Below are 25,486 nucleotides of genomic sequence, written 5' to 3' on the forward strand. Positions count from 1 at the left end.
TACGGCAACGACAACACCGGCCACAGCGGGCAGTTGTTCCTGCGCACGCGCTTCTAAAGCGTCAAGGGCGAGGGGGCCACAAGGCCCTGGCTCGGCGGCTGAAGTGAAATGCCGGCGTCAGTCTTCGCGGCGCAGGTGCGGAAACAGGATGACGTCGCGGATGCTGGCGCTGTCGGTCAGCAGCATGACCAGGCGATCGATGCCGATGCCGCAGCCGCCTGTGGGCGGCATGCCGTATTCAAGCGCGCGGATGTAGTCGGCGTCGTAGTACATGGCTTCTTCATCGCCCGCGTCCTTGGCTTCAACCTGCGCCAGAAACCGCGCCGCCTGGTCTTCAGGGTCGTTCAGCTCTGAAAAACCGTTTGCGATCTCGCGCCCCGTCATGAACAGCTCAAATCGTTCAGTGATGCCCGGCTCGGTGTCGGATGCCCGGGCCAAGGGAGACACTTCCACGGGATAGTCGATGATGAAGGTCGGATTCCACAGCAGAGCTTCAGCGGTTTCCTCGAACAGGGCGAGCTGCAAGGCACCGATGCCCGCCCGACCCAGCGTGGGGCCCTCTGTGCCGACGCCTTTTTTGCGTAATTCGGCACGCAGGAAGTCTTTGTCCTGCAGCTGTGCTTCTGAATAGCCGGGCGCGTATTTCAGGATGGCCTGCACGATGGTAAGACGATCAAATGGCCGGCCAAGATCGAGCTCTTTGCCTTGGTAGGTTAGCAGCGCGCTGCCCGTGGCCGCCACCGCGGCTTGCCGAATCAGTGATTCGGTAAATTCCATCAGCCACTGGTAGTCGGTATAAGCGGCGTAGAACTCCATCATGGTGAATTCGGGATTGTGCCGCGGACTGACGCCCTCGTTGCGAAAGTTGCGGTTCAGTTCGAACACGCGCTCGAAACCGCCCACGATCAGCCGCTTCAGGTAAAGCTCGGGCGCGATGCGCAGGAACATTTCCATGTCGAGCGCATTATGGTGGGTGGTGAAGGGCTTGGCCGCCGCACCGCCTGGAATGGGGTGCAGCATGGGGGTTTCAACCTCAAGGAAACCGGCCTCAAGCATGAACTGACGAATGCCGCCGACGGCCTTGCTGCGCGCCACGAAGGTGCGGCGCGTCTCTTCTGTCATGACCAGATCGACATAGCGTTGGCGATAGCGCAGTTCCTGATCAGAAACACCATGGAATTTGTCGGGCAGGGGGCGCAGCGATTTGGTCAGCAGCCGAACCTGCGATGCCTGCACCGAAAGTTCACCCTTATTGGTCTTGAATACCTTGCCTTCGACGGCCACGATGTCGCCCATGTCCCAGGTTTTGAACCGGGCGTAAGCGTCTTCGCCCAGCACGCTTTTATCCAGGTAGATCTGGATGCGCCCGGAACCGTCTTGCAATGTGGCGAAACTGGCCTTGCCCATGACACGCTTGAGCATCATGCGGCCGGCGACCTTGGCGGGCGATGCCAGCTCGGCCAGGGCTTCTTTGTCCAGATCGCCGTACTTGGCGTGCAGTTCGGCGGCCTTGCTGTCGGGTTTGAAATCGTTGGGAAATGCCACGCCTTCTTCGCGCAGCCGCGCCAGCTTGCCGCGCCGTTCGGCGATAAGGTGATTTTCGTCAGGCGCGGTGGAAGTGGCAGGGGTCGGTTCAGTCATGTCGGTGTGTCGAGTTCAGGTAAGCGTCGTCGCAATGCAAGACGGCAAAAAAGGGCTTTTTCGGCCCGGCATGTCGATATCCGTGGCCGTGACGCCTTGTGGGTTATGCGGACAGCCCGCGCGTGGCGGGCCGGGGGCGGTGTCATACCCCTTGTTTCAGGCTGGCTTGGATGAAAGGGTCCAGGTCGCCGTCCAGCACTTTCTGGGTGTTGGAAATTTCGACGTTGGTGCGCAGGTCTTTGATACGGCTTTGATCCAGCACATATGAGCGGATCTGGTGGCCCCAACCCACGTCGGTCTTGGCGTCTTCCATTTTTTGCTGCTCGGCCATGCGTTCGCGCATCTCGAGTTCGTATAGGCGCGATTTGAGCATCGACATGGCTTCGGCGCGGTTGCGGTGCTGTGAACGGTCGTTCTGGCACTGCACGACGATGCCGCTGGGCACGTGGGTGATGCGTACGGCGGAGTCGGTCTTGTTGATGTGCTGGCCACCCGCACCACTGGCTCGGTAGGTATCGACGCGCAAATCCGCCGGATTCACCTCGACTTCGATGGAGTCGTCGATTTCGGGGTAGACGAAAACGCTGGCAAAGGAAGTATGGCGACCGTTGGAGGAATCGAATGGGCTTTTGCGCACCAGGCGGTGAACGCCGGTTTCGGTGCGTAGAAAGCCGAAGGCGTGGTCTCCTTCGATCTTGATGGTGGCCGACTTGATGCCGGCGACGTCGCCGGGCGATTCTTCCAGCACTTCTGTCTTGAAATCTTTGTGTTCGCAGTAGCGCAGGTATTGGCGCAGCAGCATCGACGCCCAGTCTTGCGCCTCGGTGCCTCCGGCGCCGGCCTGTATGTCCATGAAACAGTTGAGCGGATCGGCCGGATTGTCGAACATGCGGCGAAACTCAAGCTCTTCGAGTTGGGCGCCCAGCTCGTTGCAGTCTTCTTCTATGGCTTGCAAGGTGGCATCGTCGTCGTCTTCGTCGGCCAGTTCGAAAAGTTCGCGCGCTTCGGACAGGGCGTTGCCCAAGTGGGTCAGCGAGCCTACGATCTTGTCGAGGCTTTTCTTTTCGCGCCCGAGCTCTTGCGCCCGTTTCGGGTCGCTCCAGACGTCGGGGTTTTCTAATTCAGCGTTGACGACGTGCAGGCGTTCTGACTTGCCAGCGTAGTCAAAGATACCCCCGAAGAGCGGCTTCGCGCTCTGCGTAGTCTTCAATGCGGGCAATGAGTAGGTTTTGGCGTTCGGCTTCCATGATGCTTTCCTGACGGCGTGTGTGTGTGGCTTAACTCTCCATTTTACCGTAGGCCTGCATCAGGTGGCGAAAGGGCAGGCTGGATGGGCGTATCCGACGTATTGCCGCCCGGTGACATGGAAGTAATGCTTCTTCGAACCGGGGTTGTTCACTTGAGACAAAGGCCATTGCGTTGCGTGTGAGAGCCTGGGCATAATCCTTGTACTGCCAATGGCCAAGCAAGCAGCCAAGCAAGCAGGTTTGTCACAAGGAATGAACTTTGCTGGACCACACTTTGCCAATGGAGCACCACTGTTTATCGATAGCTAAAATCAACCAGCTTGATTGAATCAATCAATTTTACAAATGGGCCCCCGTTGCCTATACTAACTTCAGTACCCGATTTATTAACCAACAAAGGAAGACAAAACATGTCCTTGATTAATACCCAAATCAAACCTTTCAAAGCCACTGCCTACCACAACGGCAAGTTCGTCGACGTCACCGAAGAAACTTTGAAAGGCAAATGGTCGGTCCTGGTCTTCTATCCGGCCGATTTCACTTTCGTATGCCCCACCGAACTCGAAGATCTGGCCGAGCAGTACGCTGAGTTCCAAAAACTGGGCGTTGAAATCTACAGTGTTTCCACCGACACCCACTTCTCGCATAAAGCCTGGCACGATACGTCGGAAGCCATCGGCAAGGTCACTTACCCAATGCTGGCCGACCCCACGCACCAGCTGGCTCGCAACTTCGAAGTGCTTATCGAAGAAGAAGGCATCGCGCTGCGCGGTACTTTCGTAATCAACCCCGAAGGCGAGATCAAGGTTCTTGAAATCCACGACAACGGCATCGGCCGCGTGGCTTCCGAGCTGCTTCGCAAGGTTCGCGCCGCTCAGTACATCGCCGCCCACCCTGGCGAGGTTTGCCCCGCCAAATGGGAAGAAGGCGCCAAGACCCTGACTCCTTCGCTGGACCTGGTCGGCAAGATCTAAGCATCGCCCGCGCGTAAGCTTCATCACGCCCACAAGGCGAATTCCGTTCGAAGCGGCGGTTTCCGGGCTACAAGCCCGGTCGCCGCAGCTTCTTGATAATCACCTTCATGAGAGAAAAACGATAATGCTAGATACCAATCTCAAAACCCAGTTGAAGTCTTACCTGGAAAAAGTCACGCAACCCATCGAGATTGTTGCCTCTCTTGACGAGGGGGCAAAATCCCAAGAACTTCGCGAGCTGCTGCAACAAATCGATTCCCTCTCCGAGCGCATCACGCTCGTCGAGCGCGCGGACGATTCCCAGCGCAAGCCTTCCTTCAGTATCAACCGCCCAGGTACTGATATCAGCGTCCGCTTCGCGGGCATCCCAATGGGCCACGAATTTACTTCGCTCGTACTTGCGTTGCTGCAAGTGGGCGGGCATCCGATCAAGCTCGACGAAGCTGTTATCGAGCAGATCCGCAATCTAGATGGCGATTATCAGTTCGAGACTTATTTCTCGCTGTCCTGCCAGAATTGTCCTGACGTCGTACAGGCGCTTAACGTCATGTCCGTCATCAACCCGCGCATCCGCCACGTGGCGATCGACGGCGCGCTGTTCCAAAGCGAAGTCGACGAGCGCCAGATCATGTCGGTGCCCACCGTCTACATGAACGGCGAAGTGTTCGGCCAGGGCCGCGCCGGCGTTGAAGAAATCCTTGCCAAGCTCGACACGAATGCGGGCAGCCGCAAGGCCGAAGAGCTTAGCGCGAAAGACGAGTTCGACGTTCTGATTGTCGGCGGAGGGCCTGCAGGCGCCGCTGCGGCGGTTTACGCTGCGCGCAAGGGCATTCGCACAGGTCTGGTGGCCGAGCGTTTCGGCGGCCAGGTGCTGGACACCATGGCCATCGACAACTTCATTTCCGTCAAGCATACCGAGGGCCCGCAGTTTGCGGTGGCGCTCGAAGAGCACGTCAAGGATTACGAAGTCGACATCATGAACCTGCAGCGGGCCGAGGCGCTGGTGCCGGGCAAGTCGTCAATCGAAGTCAAGCTGGCAAACGGCGGCTCGCTGAAGGGCAAGTCCGTCATTCTGGCCACCGGCGCCCGCTGGCGCGAAATCAACGTGCCGGGCGAGCAAGAGTACCGCAACCGCGGTGTGGCTTATTGCCCCCACTGTGATGGCCCGCTGTTCAAGGGCAAAGATGTCGCCGTCATCGGCGGCGGCAACTCGGGCGTCGAGGCGGCCATTGATCTGGCCGGTCTGGTGCGTAACGTTACTTTGATCGAGTACGGCGACGCCCTGAGGGCCGACGAAGTCTTGCAGCGCAAGCTGCGCAGCCTCTCCAACGTCAAAATCATCGTGTCGGCGCAAACCACCGAAATCCATGGCGACGGCAGCAAGGTCACCGGCCTGTCGTACACCGATCGCAATAGCGGCGAGTCACAAAAGGTCGATCTTGACGGTGTCTTCATCCAGATCGGTCTGGTGCCCAATACCGAATGGCTCAAGGGTTCTATCGAGCTTTCACGCTATGGCGAGATCGAGATCGATGCCAGGGGTGCAACCTCGGTGCCCGGCGTGTTTGCCGCGGGCGACGCCACCACGGTGCCGTATAAGCAGATCGTCATTGCGGCCGGCGATGGCGCCAAGGCTTCGCTCAGCGCCTTTGATTACCTGATCCGCAGCTCGGTCAGCGACGAAGAGCCGGTCAAAGAGCAAGCCGTCGCCTGATCGACGCCGGCAGCTGTCTTAAGCCCTTCGGCGACCCTGGCAGGAAGTTTCCTGTACGGGTCGCCGAAGGGCTTTTTGCTGGAAGTGCGCCAGGAAGTGAATCGTGGCTCGCATGCATCGCATCCGAGACGGAAGATTTGCACGGGCATGCCGATCAGGCGAGGCAGTGACGCAAAATTGTCCACAGAATATGTGAACAACTCTGCGGACAACTCTTTGACATGTCTTGCAAACGTAATGAGGCTGCAGGTCTGCGCCATTTGCGCAAAGTGAGACCGCTTTGTGCAAAGCGGGGATGCATTATGCGCTTGCGATGTCGCATTCCACGGGCAGGCCGTGCAATGCGCGCTCAAATGAAGGGACGAGGCCTTCTTCCCGGACACGTATCAGGCATCTGGTCGATTGCCCGCCGTGCAGGCTCAGCTCGCAATGTTCCAGTAGTTCAGCTTGTTCCAGAGCGTCTTCGACGGCTTTAAGTGCCGCCATGCGCCGCAATGCGGGCTTGAAGATCTTGCCCACCGGTGTGGTGGGCATGGAATCCAGAATATGCACGCGCTTGGGAACGGCCGGCCGCTCGTGGATTCGGGGCAGTGCTTTTGCGAGCAGCTTTTCCGCATCCTCTTCGGCGCCTGGCTTGAGCGTCAAGAACACGACCGGCAGTTCGCCCGCGTAAGCATCGGGCCGACCCACTGCGGCGGCATCCAGCACGTCGGGGTTGGCTAGGAACGCCTCTTCGATGGCTTGTGGATCAATATTGTGGCCGCCGCGTATGATCAGGTCTTTCGAGCGGCCGGTAATGAATATCCGGCCTGCTTCATCCACATAGCCCAGGTCGCCGGAGATAAGCCACCCGTTTTCTGTGAAGGTGCCGGCGTTGCGTGCAGAGTCTACATAGCCGGGGCTGACATGGGGCCCGCGCAGGCAGAGTATGCCCTCGCTTCCAGGCGGGCAGAACTTGCCAGGCCGAGGATTGTCGGCCTCGGTCAAAGGCAGTGCGCGCACTTCGGTAAAGGGCAGCGCCAATCCGACTGAGCCGGGCGTGCGCTCGAGCGCCGCGGGTTCGATGGCCACGATACCGGCGCATTCCGTCATGCCGAAAATATTGCGCACGGGCACGCCGGTACGGGTTTCGAAGTGGCCGGCGATTTCAATCGGCAGCGATGACCCGCCCGTAAGCGCCGCCCGTACGCCGACATTGCCGCTTACACCGGCTTGTTCGTGGCTTTGCGCCAGGGAAGCCAGCGTGGTGGGAACGCAGCCCAGATGAGTGACGCCGTGGGCTTCGAACAACCGCCAGGCATTGGCGATGAAGGCTTGGTTTCGCATCCCCAGCAAGGTGGGGATGTAGACCGTTCCGCCCACTGCCAAGGCGGACAGCCCATAGACGAACACGCCTGCCACGTGGAAGAGCGGGAAGCCGTTGAGCATCCGGTCGCCATGTTCAAAGCGGTAGTAGGCAGCCGCCATGCAGCTCGTGTGCAGCTCGTTGCCGTGGGTGTGCTGCAGTATCTTGGGCAGCCCCGTGGTGCCTCCGGTATGGAAGATGGCGGCGATGGAACTGGGCGTGATTTCGTCAACCATTCCCGGCTGCGGTTCAGCGCACTTCAAAAGCGCCTGAAAGGAATCGGCGGCGGGGGCCTCCTCGTTTGGATCGATTTCGAAAACGCGCTGTTTCCCGCCCGCCAGACGGACAGCCTCGAGTGCGGTTTGCCGTATCGACAACTGATCGCAATGGGCCAGGGTGATCACCACCTTCACGCCGGCGGCCTTGAGAAGCCCTGCTATGTGTTCCGCGCCCAGCAGGTAATTGATCGGAAACACCTGTCCGGCAAGCTGGGCGCCCCACAAAGCGATGTGTGTGGACGGGATGTTGGGCGCCACAAGAGCGACGGGCTCATCACGCGTGACGCCAGCCTGGCGCAGCAGAGCGCCAGCGCGCAGAATCTGATCGGACAGCTCGTTGTAGCTCCATGCCAGCAAAGGTGAATCCAGGCCGGCATCGGCCTGGAAGAGCAGGGCGGGGTGCTTTGGGTATCGCCGGGCATTGTGCAAAATCAGGTCGATGGTCGACGAAAATGGCACGCAGCGTTCGTAAGGAACGGCTTCGATACGTCGGATGCCGTCAATGTCATCAATGACGGGCGGTGACCAATACCGCCCGGTGTCGCCGTTTACTGCGCCAGTTTCCATTTCCCATCCTCGATCTTCACGACGACTTGGCCGCGGCTGTCGATGCCGTTGTGATTCTCTTTGCTCATGTTGAACACGCCTTCGGGGCTTACTACTTCCTTCATGTTTTCGAGGGCGTCGCGCAAAGCCTTGCGGAATTCCGGCGTGCCGGGCTTGGCTTTCTCAAGCGCGACGGGCACAGAGGCCTGGAGCCAATTCAGGGCGGTCCATGAGGTGGAGCCGAACAATGAGCGGGTGCCCTCGCCATACTTGCCCTCATACTTGGTGACGTACTCGACGCCGGCTTTCTTGGTCGGGTCGTCGTCGGGGAGCTGTTCGGCCACCAGCACCGGCGCAACCGACAGATAGGTGTTTTCGACATCCTTGCCGCCCACCCGCAGGAAGTCGGCATTGGCAACGCCATGAGTCTGGTAGATTTTGCCCTTGTAGCCGCGCTTTACCAGCTCTGCCTGGGGCAGGAAGGCGGGCGTGCCGAAGCTGAGGATATAGATGGCATCCGGCTTGGCGGCCATCAACCTGACGGTCTGCGCCGTAACGCCGAGGTCTTGCGGGCCATATCGCTCGACACCGCTGACCGTGATGCCGTGTTTTTCGGCCTGGTCGTTGAAGGCGTTCAGGAACCCGTTTCCGTAGCTGGTGGTGACGGCGATGGCGCCGGCGGACTTGACGCCGTTGGCGGCCATGTGCTCAAGAGTGCGTTGCACCGAAAGCCTTTCAGGTGCAGGCATTTTGAACGCCCAGGTTCGGGCGCCTTCCTGGGGCTCAATAATTGCATTGCCCCCGCCCAGTGCTATGACCGGGGTTTCGGCGCTGCCGGCCACTTCGACGATGGCGATGGACGGCGGCGTCACCGATGAGCCAACGATGACATCGACTTTCTCTTCGGTGATGAGCTTGCTGGCCAGGCGCGACGCTTCGGTGGGATCGCTGGCGTCGTTAACGACGATGACGCGCACCTTCTCGCCGGCAATGGTATCTGGCCAGAGCTTGACGGTGTTGTCGGAAGGTTGGCCCAGCGATGCGGCCGGACCGGTGGTGGACAATATGACGCCGACGGTGAGCTCAGCCTGAGCGCCGGCGGCAAGGCCGAACGACATCAGCAAGCCGGCGTACAGGCGCGTCATCTTGGTGGATAGGGGAAAACTTCGGATTTCCATGTTGGGAGTCTCCTTGTATAGTTGTCGGTCATGGTCGCGGCGACCCATGGCGTTTATCGCAGTATGGGCTTGCGCCGCGCCATGGTCTGTCAACTCAAAAGACGACAAAACAGCAGTCCGGGGGCTTTCGCACCCGGTATACCGATCTTTTCAAGGAATTCGCGCCATGCATGCCTGGAGCCTGGATGTCGCCGCAGGCGCTCATGCCTCGGTATCCGCCTGTCCGATCGACGGCTTTGCAAGCAAGCTCATCGATGCCTTGGGCGAACCCGATTTTGCGCCCAGCCTGATACAGCACATGAACGACCTGACGCTGGTTGATTTCTTTTCGGTCTACCAGCTTGACACCCAGGCCACGCCTCGCATGTTCCTGTCCTCCAGCCGCGAGGCGCACGACGTAAGCGACGACTGCTTTCGAAGCTATCAGCGGCGCCTGCACGCGCAGGACCATACGTTCGATGAGGCCAAAGAGCTGCTGCGCCGCGACGAAGTGGCCCTGGCCTACGCCCATCAGTCGCACTTTGCGCCGCCTCATCGGGCCGCCATCTACTCGCGCCATGGCATACAAGACCGTTTGTCGGTAGTGTGCCGGGCCGACGGCGGGCTGTTGCTGGCCACCAACTTCTATCGTTTCGAGCGCCAGCCCATGTTCAGCTCGGTGGATGTGGACGCCATACAGTCGGTGGCAAAGTCGGTCGCCGCCTGCGTGACCAAGCACATCAGCCTGGCGGGGCGCTGCCAGGCGGCGCCCGCGCTTGACATCGATGTCTTGACGCGCGAGCTGGCCACGCTGTGTCCGCGCCTTACCGCCCGCGAACTCGAGGTTTGCGCGGGCCTGTTGCAGGGGCTTACTTACGACGGCATCGCCGCCCATCTGGGCTTGTCGGTCGCCACCGTCAAAACCTACCGGGCTCGAGCCTACGACAAGCTGGGCATCAATTTTCGCAGCCAGTTGTTCGGCATCGCCTCGCGCCTGGTGCAGGTGTAAGGCGCCGCCACGGCGTGCGATCGGCCTCGGGGGCCCGCTAGAATTCGTAGCCGTCGACCGACCTTTCCTGGCCTGAAAGCCGCGAAAGGTCCAGCGGCCGGATCGCGCCCATCCAGATGGCGCAATCGCGATGATCAATCAGGTCGTTTCCCGTAATCGGATGGGTGAATACCACCAGGCCGTTTCGATTCAGGGCCAGCCACGGAAGCAATTCAGCCAGCACATGGGGGCGATATGCCAGTTGGCAGCTCCAGTCGGGGTGCGGCCCGACGGGTTTTTCGTGGACGCGGCCCATTTTCACTTCGAAGCGGTTGGCGGCCTCGAGGCACAATTGCCTGGCCTGTTCGACGCCGGACGCGTCGAAATAAACATGTGAATGGTAGCCGGCCACAGGGCGCTGTATCCACTCTGGGAGCTGAATATCGGTTCTGGTTTCCATATGCTTACATTAGCATGGTTACAATGCACCGAACCAAGGTCCGACGGAAAAAGATCGGGCTGTGCGAACCGGATGGGGAGATGCGGGTGTTATCTAGGGACTGGTCTGTTTCAGCGGTCACGGCGGGTTTCCTGGCGGTGCTTATCGCCTATGCGGGTCCGGCGGTAATCTTCTTCCAGGCGGCGGCGGTGGCCGAGGTATCGAAAGAGATGCTGTCGTCCTGGATCTGGGCGATTTCCATTGGCCCGGCGGTTACCGGCATCTACCTTAGCTGGAAATTCAAAACCCCCATCGTCACGGCATGGTCGGCGCCCGGCACCGCGCTGCTCGTCACGCTTTTTCCGGCCATCAGTGTCAATCAGGCCGTGGCGGCCTACATTACGTCGGCGGTCATTATCTTCATCATCGGCGTGTCGGGATGGTTCGACCGCATCATCCGAAGCATACCGCGCGGCATCGCCTCCGGCATGATGGCGGGCATTTTATTTCAGTTCGGGCTGGATGCCTTCCGATCGGCGGCCACGGCTCCCGTGCTTGCGTTTGGAATGATTGCCGCCTATATCGTGTTCCGGCGGTTGTGGCCGCGTTATTGCATCGTGCTGGTGCTGCTGGCGGGCATTGCACTGGCCGTGCTTACCGGCGGCACCAGTTTGTCATCGCTAAGCCTTGAACTGGCCACCCCGGTTTTCATCATGCCGGAGTGGACCTGGGACAGTACCCTCAGTCTGGCGCTGCCGCTGGTGCTTGTCAGTCTCACGGGGCAATTTCTGCCCGGCATGGCCATACTCAAGGTGTCGGGCTATGACACGCCCGCCCGGCCCTTGCTGGTCACCACCAGTGCGGCTTCGGTGGTGGTGGCGCTGTTCGGCGGCATCAACGTGGTCATTGCCGCCATCACCGCCGCGCTTTGCACCGGCAAGGACGCCCACGAAGATCCCTCCCGGCGTTATGTCGCCGGTATCGCCAATGGCGTGTTCTATTTGATTGGAGGCTTGTTCGCCGGCACCATCGTGCTGCTGTTCACGGCGCTGCCCAAGGAATTCATCGCCGTGCTCGCAGGCCTGGCGTTGCTGGGAGCCATCACCAGCAATGTTGTAGGAACGGTACAAGACGAAGATAACCGTGAAGCCGCAATGGTCACCTTCCTGGCCACAGCCTCGAACATGAGTTTCCTGGGCTTGGGCTCAGCATTTTGGGGGGTAGTGATAGGTGGTTTCGCCTATGCTGTGCTCCACTTGCGTAAGTCGCGGTCCTGATGAGCCTTCGCCCTGTTTATGAACAAAAAGGGCTGCGTTCAATCCATCTTATTACTTTAAGAAATAAACAAAGACCACGAAATTTGTTCGTGCGGGGCCGTTAAAAAAGTAAAGTTTCATATACGTTAATCAATGTGTTTTGGGTGTGTTTAATACCCGTATGGCTATAAGGGTTATCCGATCATCGGGTCGCCGGCCGCGAACACGACACGAACCAACTTATGAAACTTGAATTCCAAAACATCAAGAAGAGCTTCGGCGATCTCAACGTCGTCCAGGATTTCAGCCGCGAGGTTGCATCCGGCGAACTCGTTGCCCTGGTAGGCCCTTCAGGCTGCGGCAAATCCACGCTGCTGCATATTGCGGCCGGGCTTGAGCGGCCGTCTGCGGGCTCGATGCTGGCGGGCGGCAAAGCGGTGCGCGGCCCCGATCCGGAGCGCACACTCATGTTCCAGGAAAACGCCCTGTATCCATGGATGACTCTCATCCAGAACGTGGCCCTTGCGCTCGAGTTTCAAAAGATTGATAAAAAACTGGCCGAGAAGCAGGCGCGCGAATGGCTCGAGAAGGTCAACCTGAAAAACTTTGAAGATTACTACCCTCATCAAGTATCAGGAGGCATGCGCCAGCGCGCCGCTTTGGCCAGGGCTTTCATTACCCGTCCTAAGGCCTTGCTGTTGGACGAGCCGTTTGGCGCGCTCGACGCCCTCACTCGCATGACCTTGCAGGACGCCCTGCGGCAATTGATTCGCGAGGCAGGGCCAACCGTGCTGCTGGTCACTCATGACGTCGATGAGGCGTTGTTCCTGGCCGACCGCGTCCTGGTCTTCAGTAAGCGGCCCGCCACGGTATTGAAAGAATTCTCGCTGTCTCAGCACGAGAAAACACACGATCTATCTCAGTTTGCTGACACGCGGCGCGAGATCTTGAGCCTGTTGGGCATTCATGCGCAAGCAGGCGACAGCGCGGCCGAGCTTGACGCCGAATCAGAAGAACCACTTGAAGGAGTAGCAGTATGAAGTTTTTACGTATGTTGTTGCCGGCATTGGCCGCGCTTGCACTTTCCAGCCAGGCGCTTGCCGCCGAGAAATTCAAGATCGGCTATCTGCGCGTGATGGACGACGCACAGGTGATGGCTGCGTACGAGGGCGGTTTCTACGAGAAACACGGCCTGGATGTGGAACTGGTCGAGTTCAAGTCGGGCACCGACCTGATCAAAGCCATCGTGGGCGGACAGCTCGACACCGGGGTGCTGGGCTTTACCAACGCCGCTTCGTGGTCGTCGCGCGGCGCCGATCTTAAGGTGGTGGGTGGTGCGCAGCATGGCTACCACGCCATTGTCGTGCGTGACGACGCCAATATCAAGAGTGTCGCCGATCTCAAGGGCCGCATACTGGCCTCGCAAAAAGAGGGCAGTACCGCAGACACCGTTTTGCGCGGTGTCGTTCTCAAGGATGCCGGCCTGACTCCCACCGATCTGAACATCATGGGAGTAAGCCCGCAAGTGGCGGTGCAGTCGCTCGTGGGCAGCCGGGTCGATGCCGCCTTCTTGTTCGAGCCTCAAGCCAGCATCGCCAAACTGGTCGCGCCGGTCACTGAAATCTACGAAATCGGCGAAGTCTGGCCTTTCCCGTGCATGGTTGTGATTACCTCTGGCGAAACCCTGCGCAATAACAAAGAGGGCGTGTGGGCCTCTATGGACGCCCAGCGCGAGGCCATCGACCTGCTTGCCAACAATCCCGAGGAAGCCGCCAAGCTGATCGCAAGCTACTTCATCTCTGAGCCCAAGCTCAAGACAATGGAACACGGCGAGATCCCGCGTGAAGAGGTCATTCGCGATGCTATTGTCAGCCAAACCTTCAGCCCCGTCCTTACCCCTCAAGAGGTGGCGCGCATGCAGGAGATTGCCGACATCATGCAAAGCCAGGGTGCGCTCAAGACCCGCGATGGATCACCGTTCGACGTAAAAAGCATTGTTGATCTGAGCTGGCAGGAAGCCCGCGAGCTATAATTTTCGCCTCTTTATCAACCGCGGCCCGTTGACACTGAAGTAGGCCACCGTGTCAGCAGGCAGCAGAGATGGCCGGTTGTTGCCGGCCATCTTGTTTTGAAGCACTTTATGAGCTCGCGTTCACAACTTACCTCTTTTCAAAAGGCCACCGCGATGACGGTGGCGATTCTGTTTATTTTGCTTATTTGGCAGGCTGCTGCGTGGACACTGCCTGATTTCCTCATGCCGGGCGTGCCGACGGTAATTCTGCGCTTGTGGGCCGACATCCAAACAGGCGAGTTCAGACAGATATTGTCGGGCAGTCTTGCGCGCCTGGGGTTCGGTTATGGTTTCGCCCTGGTTTTCGGCATCGGGCTGGGCCTGCTTGGCGGCGTGTTGTACTTCTTTCGCGAAGTGCTCAAGTCGGCCATTATCATTCTTCAGTCGATTCCTTCCATCGCCTGGGTTCCGCTGTTTCTTATTTTGATGGGTTTCGGCAATGTGCCGATCATTGTGGTTATTGCATTGGCTGCGTTCTTCCCGGCGGCTCTGTCCGTGATGAACGCCACCGAGAGCGTACTGAAGGTGCATGTCTCGGCAGCCCGTGTAATGGGCGCCTCGCGTTGGGGCATGATCAAACGGGTCTATCTGCCGGCCGTCATGCCCGAGCTGATCACGGGCGCTCAATTGGCCTTTGGCAATGCGTGGCGTGCACTGATCTCGGCCGAGATGCTCATTGGCTTTGGGCAGGGATTGGGCCGGTCTCTGGCCTATGCGGGCGAAACCGCAGACATGGTCGGAGTGATGGCCAATATTCTTACCATCGCGATTTTGGCCACCTTGATAGACCAAGTGCTGCTCGAGAACCTGAAGCGCAAGCTGTTGCGCTATCAATATGTCTAGGATGCAGTTTTAAGCTGACCGGTATCAAAATGCTCAGTTCGTTGATTCGTTCTTTGTTTGTCGCGATGCTCTTGTGTCTGGGGACGGGCGTTGGGGCGGTGCAATCGCAATCGTCGCCTGCCGCGGCTGCGTCCGGTGCGCCGGCCAAGCCCAGTGCCGATGCGACGCAGCAGGGCGATTCCGGGTTGAAGGTCGGTGTCCGTTATGCGCCGCCGCCATTCGTGGGCGGCACTAAAGTACGAACTCCCGAGAGCATAGAAACGTTGCTCGTTGAAGCGGTGGCGAAAGCCTTGGAACGACAACCGCGTTTCGTCGGGCTAGACTCAGCGCACACCTCGGTGGCGCCCGATACCATCGATTTCGCCGTGGTCGATGTTCCAGAAGGGGAAACCCCGCCAACGAACGGCTGGACCGCCATTGCCACGGGGCAGGTGACCCATCCCATGGCCATCATGCGTACCGACACCGACATCAGGTCGTGGCGGCAACTGACGGGAAGAACCGTGTGTGTGGCCGAAGACGGGCGCTACGTGGGCCATATTGCCGAAAAGTATGGGGCTATCGAACAGGTCTATCGCGCACCCGCCGATTCACTGCTGGCACTGCGCATAGGAGAATGTGACGCCGCCGTGCATGACGACACCATGTTGAAGGCCTTGCTGCGTTTTCCCGAATGGAAGAAATTTTCGGCCAGCTTGTCTGCGCGCGACGCGTCGGTGCAGTATTTTCTTGTTTCCGCCAGCCATCCGGAATTGGCGGTAAAGCTGCAGGAAATGGTGAAATCCTGGAAAACCAAGGGATATTACGGCAAGCTTATTGCCGACATGACTCAAGACATCGCTTTCGAGGTCTACTTGGACCAAGCCGTGCCCGATTGCCATTAAGGTTCTTTTTATCGAAAAAGCTTTTTAGCCGAGTTGCTGATTGTGAACACACCCGTTTCCCCCGAGCGTACAGGCCGTTTGTTTTTTGCGCTGTGGCCCGACGACGATACAGCCAGGCTGATTGCCCAAAGGCAAGCGGCGCTTGATGGCGGGCGTCAGACACATCCCCGCGACTTTCACCTGACATTGCTGTTCTTGGGCATGCAGCCTTCAGAGCATTTGACTGATCTGAAGAAGGTGGTCGAAGAGATCACCTTCAATCCTATTCTTCTCACGTTAGACCGTTATGGCGAGTTTTCCCGCCAGAAAGTCGTGTGGGCCGGTACAGGCGAGACCCCGCAAGCCTTGCTCGAGCTAAGACAGCGTCTGTTGTCCATGCCGGCCCTGGCTGAGCTTCCCTTTCGTCGCGAGGCGGGCTTTGTGCCCCATGTCACGCTTGCACGCAAGACTCAAGCGCCGCAACAGGTGTTTGAGCCTATTGCATGGCGAGCAACACGGATCGGGCTGGCGGATTCAACCGGAAACACCGGGGGGCCGCGTTATCGGCTGCTGGCTTGCCGCGATGTTTAGCCTGGGTTACCGTTTCAGCTTTGCTTGAGGAGCCCCGATGTCCGTCGCAACCCGCCGTCTTTACTTATTGCGCCATGCCGAGGCCGATAGGCCGGCTTCCGTTCAAGATCACGAGCGCCCGCTTAGTGCGCAGGGCTGCGATGATGCCGCGTCGATAGGGGCTTATATGGCGCGCGCAGGCTTGACGCCAAGTGTCGCGGTGGTCTCCACTTCGACGCGCACGCGCAGCACGTGGTCTTTGGTGCAGAAGGCATTGCCCAACCTGGTGCCGGCCATCTTCGAGAGCCGCATTTACGAATCCAGCGCCGACGACATTCTGAGCGTGATTCACGCCACGCCGGCGGCGCACGAAAGTGTGATCGTGGTGGGGCACAACCCGGGCATGTATCGGCTTGCGCTGTATCTTGTCGGAAGGGCCGACCGCAACGCGTTTGCCAGGCTGCACGCCGATTTTCCTCCCGGCTCGTTGGCCGTGGTGGATTTTGACGTGGCCGACTGGAATAGCCTTGCCGAGCACAGCGGCTCGCTCGAGCGCTTTGCCACACCGGCAAGCCAGACTGACTAGGCCTTCGGGAATGCTTTGCTGATGCCAAGCCAGACGTCTTTACGAGACGTCTTAATTGGCAAAACGCCTATTAATGACGCCTGCGGGCGGGGGTGTAGGCAGGACGATTAGGCAAGTGGCGGAAGGTGATCCGACCCTTGCTAAGGTCGTAGGGGGACATTTCGAGGGTGACTTTATCGCCCGCGAGGATGCGGATGTGGTGCTTGCGCATTTTTCCGCCGGTGTAGGCAATGACGGGGTGGCCATTGTCCAGCAGTACGCGAAAACGGGAATCGGGAAGGACTTCAGTAACAGAGCCGCTCATTTCCAACAATTCTTCTTTTGCCATATGGGGTTCTCCTGTGATTAACAGTGCAGCAAGGCCACGCTGGTGGCGCGGGTTGCCAATGTTTTGGTGCGCGTGTGGCGCAGGTTGATGAATTAAAGACAGCGGGTAGGCGCGTGGCGTGCGCCGGGTCGCTATCTATATTACTTACGTGTATTTTAAAAGACTTCTATTTAACTAAAAATTGTAACCGGTCCGTGGTGATTGGTCAAGACTTATTATGTCGTGGACCTTGGTTCGAAATTGATGTGATAGCCACGTGATGTGTACTTAATGCAACAAGTAAGTCCGCCTCTTTAGGTTCCGCATTTATGAGGTAGTGCGCCATGGAATCACGAGACGTTCGCACCATTGCAGCAAAGCAGATGCCAGGAAGCCGACGCAACCCAACATGATTACGCACGCGTACAGTTCGGGCGTCTGGAATGAGCGCTGGGCCATCAGGATGCTTTGACCCAGCCCAGGCAGTGATGCCTGCATTTCTGTTACGACGGCTAAAATCAACGCAATGGCAAGCCCCACTCTGGCGCCCGCTACGATGTCGGCAAGGGCGCTGGGAAGCGAGACTTTGATAAATCGTTGCCATTGCGACATGCCCAAAGCATCGGCAACTTCGTAAAGACGCGGATTGACTGTGCTGAAGCCTTGTATTGCGGCGAGCAATACGGGCCAAAGCGAGCCGAAAGCAATAATGGCCGTTGACATCTGATTAGTCAGGCCAAAGGCAAGGATGGCCAGTGGAATGAAAGCGGAGGCAGGCATGGGCCTCATGAATTCAAGCGTCGGGCCTATCAGTTCGTGCACCATCCGAGAGCGCGTTATCAAGGCCCCCAGGATCACTCCTGCAATCGAGGCCGCAGCCCAACCGTAGATCATTCGCACGATGGTGGCCCACGTAGGGGGCCAGATATCGCCCTGGGTCATTAGCAGCCAGAGTTTGGAGAGTGTGCGGGTGGGCGGAGGGAAAAACAGACTGGAAATGAGTTCGTAGGCGGCTAGCAACTGCCAAATTGCAAGCAGAAAAATAACCAGGACTGTGGATGAGGCATATACCGCCCATCTATTGGACAGTATCTTCATGCTTGTGCTTCCGGTTGCTTGATCTTGCGCCCGGGCGAACAGCGCCGCACAAGTTCGTAGCCGGCCCAGCTCAACAGCCAGCCGACAAGGCCGGTCCAGATTAGCAGCGCGTACATGACATCGAAACGCAGCGACTGTTGTGCCGACATCATTCCATAACCCAGGCCTCGCGGATTGATGACGATTTCCACCGTTACCGCGACAACCAGGGAAATCGCCAGCGCCAATTGCAAGCCGACGCTGATTCGGCCCAGTGCCGCCGGCAGGATAATGCGCCTGAGGCGTTGAGACCAGGACAATTCGAGGGTTCGGGCAACTTCAATCAGGCTTGGTTCTATGCCGCGCACGGAAGCGATCGTGAGGATAAGCACCGGCCAAATGCAGGCGAACGCCACGATCAAGGCCTCCATGCGCACGCCAAAGCCGTAGATCAACATCGCCAGGGGAATCAGGGCCACCGAGGGGACGGGGCGCAACAGATCGATTATCGGCCGAACCACGCGCTCTGCGCCCAAGGCCAAGCCCAGAGGGACCCCGCCCAATATGCCCAGCACCGAGGCGATGAGAAAGCCGAGCAGGGCGGCCTGCATTGTTTGCCAAGTTAGGCGCGGTACAGAGCCGTCCAGCAACCCACAGGCTAGTGCGCGAGCCACATCGTAGGGGCGGGACAGCGACTCGAAACCGTGAACATGCCAGCTCAGCTCCCAGGCCATGACCAGTGCCACGGGGAAAAGAAACCCCTTTATGGCGCGCGGCATCAGGTTTCCTCCAGGAGGGTGTAGAGCTGATGCCGAAGTTCGAGGAAGACTGGATTTTCCCGAGTGGTGAGCTGGTTCCGTGGCTGCGGTATGGGAACAGCGATATCGGCCGCGATGCGGCCTGGATTGGCCGCCAGGACGATGACGCGATCGCCTAGATAAATGGCTTCTTCAAGATCGTGGGTGATGAAGACCACCGTGGTGCGGTGTTCTCGCGCCAACCGTCTCACTTCGTCTTGCAGGTTTTGCCGTGTGATGGCGTCGAGGGCCCCGAAAGGCTCGTCCATAAGCAGAAGCTTCGGGTCCTGTGCCAGGCAGCGGGCGATTTGCACGCGCTGCTGCATGCCTCCCGAGAGCTGGTCGGGATATCGATCAGTCGCATGCGAGAGCCCCATTTTCCCGGCAAGTTCTATGATCCGATCATGACGCTGTCGTTTCGTAAGCGGCGCATTTTCCAGAGCCAGGGAAATATTACCGTGCACCGTGCGCCAAGGAAGCAGGGCGCGGCCATAGTCTTGAAAAACTATGGCCCGCTCGCGCGACGGCCCTTTGATGCTTTGGCCCATGAAAGACACCGTTCCCTCGGTGGGGCCGGCCAATCCGGCCAATAACCGTAGGAGGGTGGTTTTCCCGCAACCCGAGGCTCCGACCACACAAAGAAACTCTCCGGCTGCAACTTCGAAATCAAGCCGGTCGATAACGGTGCGAGTGGAATCGCCTTCGCCGAACGCCATGGAGACGCCTTGGATGGCTAATGCCGGGGAGTTTTCACCGTGGATGGGAGCTGCGGGCGAAAGAAGGCCGGTGTCCGTAAGCATTTCGGGCGATTTCAAGGATAGATCAGATTGGAGGTATCAGGCACCTGATTCACGTATCCCGCGCTTTTGAACATCTGTGCATAAGCGTCGAAATCAGCCTTGTCGAGTTTGGTCGAATAAGGGATTGGAAACGTCGATGCAAACCCGAGGTATTGCTTTTCGATTTCGCGAGCCTTCTCGGGGTTGTCGTGAATGTACTGGATGCCTTCGGCCAGAGATTGACGGAAACCTTCCACTACCTTGGGATGGGCGTCGAGCCAGGCGCGTTGGCCGACCCAGATGGCTCCGAGAATGTCGGGGCTTACTTCCGCCATATAGTCGGCGACACGATACCCTGTGTTGTCGGCGACGATCCGGGCCCGGAAAGGTTCGAGCACGGGAACTGCGTCGATCGTCCCTGATTTGAGCATGTCCTTCATTTGTGGGAAGGGCGCTTCCACGATGGATAATTTGCTGACGTCGGCCCCTTTTTCCAGAAGCCACTGGCGGAACACGACGTCGGCGACGCTGCGTAGCCCCGGTACGCCGATGCGTTTTCCTTCGAGGTCCTTGGCCGTTTTGATGTCTGTGCCTTCGCGCGCGACCACACTGAAAATGGCGGGGTCGGCAAGAAAGCGCGTGGCGGCGCTGATGGCAGGCAGATCAAGGCCCGAGCGCGAGGTATCCAGCAGCATGGGAGGCGTAGCCGCCCCGATTTGCAGACTGCCGGACATGATTGCAGCGGGGATGTTGGAAATGATTGCGACCTTGGTAAGCTCGGCGTCGATGCCATGCTTTTCGAAGATGCCTGCTTCTTTAGCGACCATCACTGGAAGAAAGTCGGCTGCAGAAGAAAAGCCGATTGCCACTTTGGTGCTTTGCGCCATGAGGGTGCTTGAACCAAGCAGCATGGCGCCGGCGATGAGGACGCGGATGTGGTTTTTCATAGGGATGTCTCCGGTATTATGTTTTTCCGATGCATTCGAAGTGCAGTTCGGAGGGTGTGCTCAGGTTGCTGAAACAGGCCGAAGATGGCGTTCGGCCTTTGGAATGCAGGCGCTCAGTACGTCGGGGCCGGCATGAGATGCAAGCAAAATTGCAAGCTTGCACAAAAATACGTCGCGTTGCTCAGGATCGATGCGGTCGATTGCCGAGGCCAGCAATTCGAATCCAGATTCGTTGAAAGCGGATGGCGGGTCGGATTGAGTCATGTCATGAGGTCTCGGTTATGCGGGACGTAGCGCCGGCGGAACGTATGAGCGCTTCTTGGATGGTGCTGTCATGGTATTGGCGCCATCTGCCGGCTACCCGGTTGTCTGGCCGGATGAGATAGGTGGTGTTTGGCTGGGCGTCCAGAAGCTGCGCAAGCTCTGAAGAAAGTGGAATGTCGATGCGCTGCGCTTGAACCGCTGCGGTACCCGCCACGGGTGTGACCGATGGTGTTGTTCCGCTCGATCTGTCGTCTGTGAATACCAGCACGCTGAAGCCGGTGCCGAACCGATCGTAAAGCCGGGTTCCGCACGAACCTATCTTTCCATCGGGGCATATCGACCCTAACCCCGCACGTGCATCGAAAGCGGTATCTGCGGGCGGGCTGACATTGAGAGGGCTTTCGCTGTAGCGGTAGGGCGCCGAGGCGTAGGGGTCGAACAGGTTCGACAAGAAGCCGTCGTCGATCGACAACGAAAGCACGGCTTCACGCATCAGCGCCACGCCTGGAGATGGCGTGGTGATGAACAGAGTGGTGCGTGTGAGCTCGTCGAGAGTGTCAAGAATATCGCCGCGCCGTTCGAGAGTGTAGGTATCAAGCAACTGGGGGCCGGCCTCTTTTTTCACGACGCTGGCCAGTTTCCATGCGAGATTGTGCGCATCGGAATATCCATGATTGACCCCGCGCCCGCCAAATATCGGCACCTGATGGGCGGCGTCGCCGGCAAACAGCACCCGGCCGACGTTATAAGTGGGAAGACTTAGCGCATTCGTTCGGTAAACCGAAGTTAGCAGCAACTCGTAATCGGCCTGTATGCCCATGAGATCAAAGTGGGCGCGAATACGCTTGTGCACGTTTTCAGGCGCCATTTCTTCCTCGGCGTTCTGGCCGTCGAGAAGTTGGAAATCCAGGCGCCACATGTCGAAAGGAGCTTGGTGCATCAACACCGCCTTGCCTGGCAGATAGGGCGGATTGAAGAACAGCCGGCGTCCTGAGGGAATAGGCAGCTTGCATATGATGTCGTTGATGACGAATTGCTGCGTATAGGAGGTTCCCTCGTATTCCAGCCCAAGCTGTTTGCGAGTTTGGCCATGTGGCCCGTCGGCGGCGACTATATATTGCGCATCGGCTTCGTATGAGCCGTCATCTGTTCCGACGCGCAGCTTTACTAAGTCGCCTTCCGGTTTTACCAATTCGACGTCGTGGCCGTAACGTACTTGGGTATCGGGATATTTTTTCAGCCCATCAAGCAGCAGTTGTTCCATCCAGCATTGCTGCAAGTTGGTCTGTCCGTGCTTTTCATTTGGCGGTGGAGCTATATCCATGTGGTGAACCAAATGCTTGTCATAGAACGTCCAGCCTTCACTCCACGTAACGGCCTTTTCAAGCACGGCCTTGCCGATACCCAATTGGTCGAGAATCTGCATGCTGCGCCGGTTCATGGCTAGGGCCCGGCTACCTGTGGAAATGGTGCGTCGCCTTTCCAGTACTGTGGAAGGCACCCCGTGTCGGGCAAGGCCCAATGCCAGGGCAAGACCCACCGGTCCGGCGCCAACGATGACCACTGGATTTTCTTTACCGGTCTCCAACTGGCTGGGCGCTATAAAAGGGAGTTCTTCCCATCTGAAATACATGACTCCTCCGGGTGTGGCTTTATGGCGAGCAGGCCTATTGAGCTTTCAGGAACTTAAGAATTGCATTGTTGAAGGCATCGGGCTGCTCAAGGTTGCTAATATGCCCAGCGTTGCTGAGCGTGGCCGATGTCGTATGGGGAATGCGGGCCAGCAGTCGTTGTGTCACTGCTGGAGGATAGACGGCGTCCTGATCGCTGCTTATGACAAGAACCGGGCATTGGATGGCCTCTAGCTTGTCGCCGCGATCTTGTTGCGTGGATGCCCTGAGCACGGACAGGTAATGATCCGCCCGTAATCCATTCATGGCGTTCGCAGCGGTATCCAAGGCCTCGGGCGAGGCCGTGCCGGCCATCATGCCGGTTGCCTGACGTTGCCCGAAATCGGCCGGCAGTTGCCCGTCGACCACGATACTGGAGCGTGACTGTATGAAGGAATCGACCTGGCTGTCGTCCAGATCATCGAAACCCGGGCTGGTATTGGCCAACACCAGGGATGCTACGCGCGCAGGCGCTTGCAGGGCGGTCGTGCGGGCTACGCGGCCACCCATAGACAGCCCGACAAGATGCGCTTTTGCGGCGCCGAAATAGTCCATCACCGCAATGACGTCTGCGCAAAAATCTTTTTTGAAATCTAGAGGTTCGGGAGCCGGGTCGCTTTGTCCGTAACCGCGAAGGTCGACACTGACCGCCATGAAGCATTCTTGCAGTGCGTGCAATTGTGGCTTCCAGGTGCTGCGATCACCACCCAAACCATGAAGCAAGATCACCAGCGGGCCTTTGCCGCAGACTGTAACGGCAAGGCGGGGCCGAGATGGAATGAACACGGTTTTCATCTTAAAGCCCCGGCTTGCCTGCGCTTCGCTCTGCGTCCACAAGCACAAATGCCACCAAGGCCGGCTGGTGGCCCCGGTTGCTCCAACCGTGGTTGGTAGCCAATTGCACCAGCACGTCACCGGGACGCAAGAGGACTTCTTCTTCGTCCATCAACGCCCAGATTTCACCGGATAGGACGATGGCGTAATCCACCGTCTGAGTGCGGTGCATCGCGGTTTTATTGTCTGGGGTGTCTTCAAGGGTTGAGGCGCTACCCATGGCCGAAAAATGGGCATGAGGATCCCAGTTGTCCATATAGCTGGCATCAGGGGGGAACTGTACTGTACGAAAGACGGTGCCCCGACTCGGCGGCGCCAGGGTGATGTCGTGGGTGCAGGGCTCGTCGCTTGGCTGCGAATCAGCCGGAGAATCGAATGTCCTCCATAAGTCTGTAACCACCAGCCCTGGCACGCTTGGCAAGGTCAGGGTATAGGTGGAGACATCATCTTGAGCGATGATGGATCGTCCGTTCTTGTCATGCCCTGTTACTACGCGGCGTATAGAAATTGCTTCGTCCGGCTTTTTCATGGTTTTGAATCTCCTCCGTGAAATTAATTCTAGGTGGCTTGCGAGTTCAGCGATACATGTAAAAGCGTAGAGCAGTTAAACGAAAATCGTTTATCTGTCGCGGTAAAGCGTATATGCTGCTTGCAGGCTGTGGACTTGTTGTTGGAGGCGAAGATGAATCTCGAGCTTGTTCAGTGCTTTTTGCGAGTGGCGGAATTTGGCAGCATCAACCGCGCCGCGGAAGATCTGGAAATGACCCAGCCGGCACTGGCCCGGCGCATCGCAACACTGGAACACGATTTAAACGTGGCCTTGCTTGTGCGGGGCGCACGCGGCGTACAGCTTACCGATGCCGGTCGCTTACTCGTCGGCGGAGCGGGGCCGATACTTCGTCAGGCTGAATTGCTCAGGGCCGAAATTGGCCGGCAGGTGAAAACACAGGTAGCCATCGGGCTGCCTTTCTCGATGAACAAATTGGTCACGGCGCCGTTTGCGTCGCAGGAATTGGACCGCGGGTCGCCGGTATCTTTGCGGGTCTATGAGGGCTTTCTTCATCATCTGCGTGAACGTATGCATCAAAGCCTTATTGACGTGGCCATTATGGAGGATCGGGACGACGAGTCGTCTCAGTTCGAACGAATTCCCTTGATAAAAGAGCAGGTGTTCCTGGTTGGCAATGCCGATTCGGGGCTCCGCCCCGACCAGGGAGTCGACGCCCGCCAGTTAGGGCGGTGCCAGCTTATCCTGCCAGGGCGCCCCAATATCATCCGCATGCGACTCGAGGCCTATCTGAAGAACAACGGAGAGAAGTATCGACGTGCGGCGGACGCCGAGACGTTGCCGCTTTGCCTTTCTTTGGTGAATGACGGACATGGCATGACAGTGATGCCTTACTGCGCGCTGTATGAATATCCAATGAGTTCGTTGCGCGTGGCGCCTATTGTTGATCTGCCCATGGTGTGGTCCATGTACATCAACAAGGCCCGCCGACATTCAGCCGGTGTCAGGCACATCGCCGACGGGCTTCGTCGTGCCATGGTGGCCCGGGTGCGCGATGGCGAGTGGCAGATGGCCGAAGCATTGATGCCAGAGTGTTGACCAAGGCACGGAACTTGCCTCGCAAGGGCTCGATCATAAGTGCATGGTCGTGCTCATTGCCCAACGAAGGAGGTGCCGATGCTCAACTTAAATCCCTATTTGCGTGCCGCCAGGCCGGATAAAGCCAATTCGCACGAAAAAATTGCGCGGCGGCGCCGCGCTGCACACGGCCTGGTGGCCGTTGTTTTCCTGACGGCCGGCGTGCTTTTGTCTGTGGCGCAGGCCGACGTCAAGGTTACCTTGCATCAGGTCACGCCGGAGGGTGTATTGGACGAGGTCGGTCAGGTTGCGGTTTCCGAATCCGGGCACGGACTTGTATTTACCCCGAACCTGAAAGGCCTGGAGCCAGGCGTTCATGGGTTCCATGTACACGAGAATCCAAATTGCGACCCTCATGAGCATGACGGCAAGATGATGCCTGCCGGCGCGGCCGGCGGCCATTACGACCCGGAAGGCAGCAAAAAACACGGCAGCCCTTGGGGCGACGGACATTTAGGCGATCTGCCCGCCTTGTACGTGGATGCGGAAGGCAACGCCCAGTTGCCGGTGCTGGCGCCACGGCTGACCCAGCTTGACCAGATAAAAGGCCGGTCGCTGATGGTGCACGAAGGCGGCGACAATTATTCCGACCATCCCTTGCCACTAGGCGGAGGCGGGGGCCGTATGGCCTGCGGCGTGATGAAGTAA

General features: G+C 58.4%; 26 protein-coding genes. 12 read left to right on the top strand and 14 right to left on the bottom strand.

Going from position 1 to position 25,486, the window contains the following annotated elements; translation table 11 throughout:
- Positions 1 to 117: 117 nt before the first annotated feature.
- Positions 118 to 1,641: a lysine--tRNA ligase gene (gene lysS / locus ACIY1O_RS12050; protein ID WP_397475338.1), complete on the bottom strand. Its 1,524-nt coding sequence runs from the start codon at positions 1,639 to 1,641 to the stop codon at positions 118 to 120.
- A gap of 142 nt (positions 1,642 to 1,783) precedes the next feature.
- A protein-coding gene (gene prfB / locus ACIY1O_RS12055; RefSeq protein ID WP_397475339.1) for a peptide chain release factor 2 occupies positions 1,784 to 2,888 on the bottom strand; the annotation gives its coding sequence in 2 pieces (ribosomal slippage) (positions 1,784 to 2,806 and positions 2,808 to 2,888; 1,104 coding nt in all).
- Between the two features lie 410 nt (positions 2,889 to 3,298).
- Between prfB and ahpC the strand changes: the two genes are divergently transcribed.
- Together ahpC and ahpF are read left to right on the top strand one after the other, a co-directional pair.
- Entirely contained in the window at positions 3,299 to 3,862 is a 564-nt protein-coding gene (gene ahpC / locus ACIY1O_RS12060) for an alkyl hydroperoxide reductase subunit C (RefSeq protein ID WP_397475340.1), read from the top strand.
- Positions 3,863 to 3,986: 124 nt separating this feature from the next.
- Entirely contained in the window at positions 3,987 to 5,576 is a 1,590-nt protein-coding gene (ahpF, locus tag ACIY1O_RS12065; RefSeq protein WP_397475341.1) for an alkyl hydroperoxide reductase subunit F, read from the top strand.
- A gap of 300 nt (positions 5,577 to 5,876) precedes the next feature.
- Here ahpF and ACIY1O_RS12070 read toward each other — a convergent pair whose 3' ends face one another.
- On the bottom strand, positions 5,877 to 7,766 hold the full coding sequence (locus ACIY1O_RS12070) for an AMP-binding protein (RefSeq protein ID WP_397475342.1): 1,890 nt from the start codon (positions 7,764 to 7,766) through the stop codon (positions 5,877 to 5,879).
- Complete coding sequence (locus ACIY1O_RS12075; RefSeq protein WP_397475343.1) at positions 7,748 to 8,923, bottom strand: ABC transporter substrate-binding protein; 1,176 nt, start codon at positions 8,921 to 8,923, stop codon at positions 7,748 to 7,750. The genes ACIY1O_RS12070 and ACIY1O_RS12075 overlap by 19 nt, the downstream gene beginning before the upstream one ends.
- 166 nt (positions 8,924 to 9,089) lie before the next feature.
- Between ACIY1O_RS12075 and ACIY1O_RS12080 the strand changes: the two genes are divergently transcribed.
- Positions 9,090 to 9,911, top strand: a complete 822-nt coding sequence (locus tag ACIY1O_RS12080; RefSeq protein WP_397475344.1) for a helix-turn-helix transcriptional regulator — start codon at positions 9,090 to 9,092, stop codon at positions 9,909 to 9,911.
- Between the two features lie 37 nt (positions 9,912 to 9,948).
- Here the strand turns inward: ACIY1O_RS12080 and ACIY1O_RS12085 are convergent, their stop codons facing one another.
- A complete protein-coding gene (locus tag ACIY1O_RS12085; protein ID WP_397475345.1) occupies positions 9,949 to 10,350 on the bottom strand; it encodes a DOPA 4,5-dioxygenase family protein in 402 nt (133 codons plus the stop codon).
- Positions 10,351 to 10,430: 80 nt separating this feature from the next.
- On the opposite strand from ACIY1O_RS12085, the gene ACIY1O_RS12090 reads away from it, so the two are divergent.
- The 7 genes from ACIY1O_RS12090 (at position 10,431) to ACIY1O_RS12120 (ending at position 16,518) form a co-directional block, all read left to right on the top strand.
- Positions 10,431 to 11,606 (top strand): benzoate/H(+) symporter BenE family transporter, encoded by a 1,176-nt coding sequence (locus ACIY1O_RS12090; RefSeq protein ID WP_397475346.1) that lies wholly within the window; start codon positions 10,431 to 10,433, stop codon positions 11,604 to 11,606.
- 221 nt (positions 11,607 to 11,827) lie between these two features.
- The gene (locus ACIY1O_RS12095) at positions 11,828 to 12,625 is read left to right on the top strand and encodes an ABC transporter ATP-binding protein (RefSeq protein ID WP_397475347.1); all 798 of its coding nucleotides are present in this window, start codon (positions 11,828 to 11,830) and stop codon (positions 12,623 to 12,625) included.
- Positions 12,622 to 13,617, top strand: coding sequence for an ABC transporter substrate-binding protein (locus tag ACIY1O_RS12100; protein WP_397475348.1), 996 nt, complete (start codon positions 12,622 to 12,624; stop codon positions 13,615 to 13,617). The genes ACIY1O_RS12095 and ACIY1O_RS12100 overlap by 4 nt, the downstream gene beginning before the upstream one ends.
- Positions 13,618 to 13,770: 153 nt before the next feature.
- Positions 13,771 to 14,499 (top strand): ABC transporter permease, encoded by a 729-nt coding sequence (locus ACIY1O_RS12105; RefSeq protein ID WP_397475390.1) that lies wholly within the window; start codon positions 13,771 to 13,773, stop codon positions 14,497 to 14,499.
- Between the two features lie 29 nt (positions 14,500 to 14,528).
- Positions 14,529 to 15,383 (top strand): type 2 periplasmic-binding domain-containing protein, encoded by an 855-nt coding sequence (locus ACIY1O_RS12110; RefSeq protein WP_397475349.1) that lies wholly within the window; start codon positions 14,529 to 14,531, stop codon positions 15,381 to 15,383.
- A gap of 42 nt (positions 15,384 to 15,425) precedes the next feature.
- Positions 15,426 to 15,953 (top strand): RNA 2',3'-cyclic phosphodiesterase, encoded by a 528-nt coding sequence (gene thpR / locus ACIY1O_RS12115; protein ID WP_397475350.1) that lies wholly within the window; start codon positions 15,426 to 15,428, stop codon positions 15,951 to 15,953.
- Positions 15,954 to 15,990: 37 nt separating this feature from the next.
- On the top strand, positions 15,991 to 16,518 hold the full coding sequence (locus ACIY1O_RS12120; RefSeq protein ID WP_397475351.1) for a SixA phosphatase family protein: 528 nt from the start codon (positions 15,991 to 15,993) through the stop codon (positions 16,516 to 16,518).
- Between the two features lie 70 nt (positions 16,519 to 16,588).
- Here ACIY1O_RS12120 and infA read toward each other — a convergent pair whose 3' ends face one another.
- The 9 genes from infA to ACIY1O_RS12165 all read right to left on the bottom strand — a co-directional run bounded on the left by infA (position 16,589) and on the right by ACIY1O_RS12165 (position 23,722).
- Positions 16,589 to 16,846, bottom strand: a complete 258-nt coding sequence (gene infA / locus ACIY1O_RS12125) for a translation initiation factor IF-1 (protein WP_397475352.1) — start codon at positions 16,844 to 16,846, stop codon at positions 16,589 to 16,591.
- Between the two features lie 306 nt (positions 16,847 to 17,152).
- Entirely contained in the window at positions 17,153 to 17,923 is a 771-nt protein-coding gene (locus ACIY1O_RS12130) for an ABC transporter permease (RefSeq protein ID WP_397475353.1), read from the bottom strand.
- On the bottom strand, positions 17,920 to 18,681 hold the full coding sequence (locus tag ACIY1O_RS12135) for an ABC transporter permease (protein WP_397475354.1): 762 nt from the start codon (positions 18,679 to 18,681) through the stop codon (positions 17,920 to 17,922). The genes ACIY1O_RS12130 and ACIY1O_RS12135 overlap by 4 nt, the downstream gene beginning before the upstream one ends.
- Positions 18,681 to 19,514 carry an ABC transporter ATP-binding protein gene (locus tag ACIY1O_RS12140; protein ID WP_397475355.1) on the bottom strand — a complete coding sequence of 278 codons (834 nt, stop codon included), beginning with the start codon at positions 19,512 to 19,514 and terminating at the stop codon, positions 18,681 to 18,683. Before ACIY1O_RS12140 ends, ACIY1O_RS12135 begins: the two co-directional genes overlap by 1 nt.
- Positions 19,511 to 20,425: an ABC transporter substrate-binding protein gene (locus ACIY1O_RS12145; RefSeq protein WP_397475356.1), complete on the bottom strand. Its 915-nt coding sequence runs from the start codon at positions 20,423 to 20,425 to the stop codon at positions 19,511 to 19,513. The genes ACIY1O_RS12140 and ACIY1O_RS12145 overlap by 4 nt, the downstream gene beginning before the upstream one ends.
- Before the next feature lie 60 nt (positions 20,426 to 20,485).
- Positions 20,486 to 20,689 (bottom strand): hypothetical protein, encoded by a 204-nt coding sequence (locus ACIY1O_RS12150; protein WP_397475357.1) that lies wholly within the window; start codon positions 20,687 to 20,689, stop codon positions 20,486 to 20,488.
- A 1-nt stretch (position 20,690) separates the two neighbouring features.
- Positions 20,691 to 22,322 carry an FAD-dependent monooxygenase gene (locus ACIY1O_RS12155; RefSeq protein WP_397475358.1) on the bottom strand — a complete coding sequence of 544 codons (1,632 nt, stop codon included), beginning with the start codon at positions 22,320 to 22,322 and terminating at the stop codon, positions 20,691 to 20,693.
- Between the two features lie 34 nt (positions 22,323 to 22,356).
- Positions 22,357 to 23,154, bottom strand: a complete 798-nt coding sequence (locus ACIY1O_RS12160; protein WP_397475359.1) for an alpha/beta fold hydrolase — start codon at positions 23,152 to 23,154, stop codon at positions 22,357 to 22,359.
- 1 nt (position 23,155) lies between these two features.
- Complete coding sequence (locus ACIY1O_RS12165; protein WP_397475360.1) at positions 23,156 to 23,722, bottom strand: cupin domain-containing protein; 567 nt, start codon at positions 23,720 to 23,722, stop codon at positions 23,156 to 23,158.
- A 153-nt stretch (positions 23,723 to 23,875) separates the two neighbouring features.
- Here ACIY1O_RS12165 and ACIY1O_RS12170 point away from each other — a divergent pair, with 153 nt between their 5' ends.
- Positions 23,876 to 24,799: a LysR family transcriptional regulator gene (locus ACIY1O_RS12170; protein WP_397475361.1), complete on the top strand. Its 924-nt coding sequence runs from the start codon at positions 23,876 to 23,878 to the stop codon at positions 24,797 to 24,799.
- Positions 24,800 to 24,877: 78 nt separating this feature from the next.
- Positions 24,878 to 25,486 carry a superoxide dismutase [Cu-Zn] SodC gene (sodC, locus tag ACIY1O_RS12175; protein WP_397475362.1) on the top strand — a complete coding sequence of 203 codons (609 nt, stop codon included), beginning with the start codon at positions 24,878 to 24,880 and terminating at the stop codon, positions 25,484 to 25,486.

Source organism: Pusillimonas sp., assembly GCF_044464525.1.
Lineage (GTDB): Bacteria > Pseudomonadota > Gammaproteobacteria > Burkholderiales > Burkholderiaceae_B > Pusillimonas.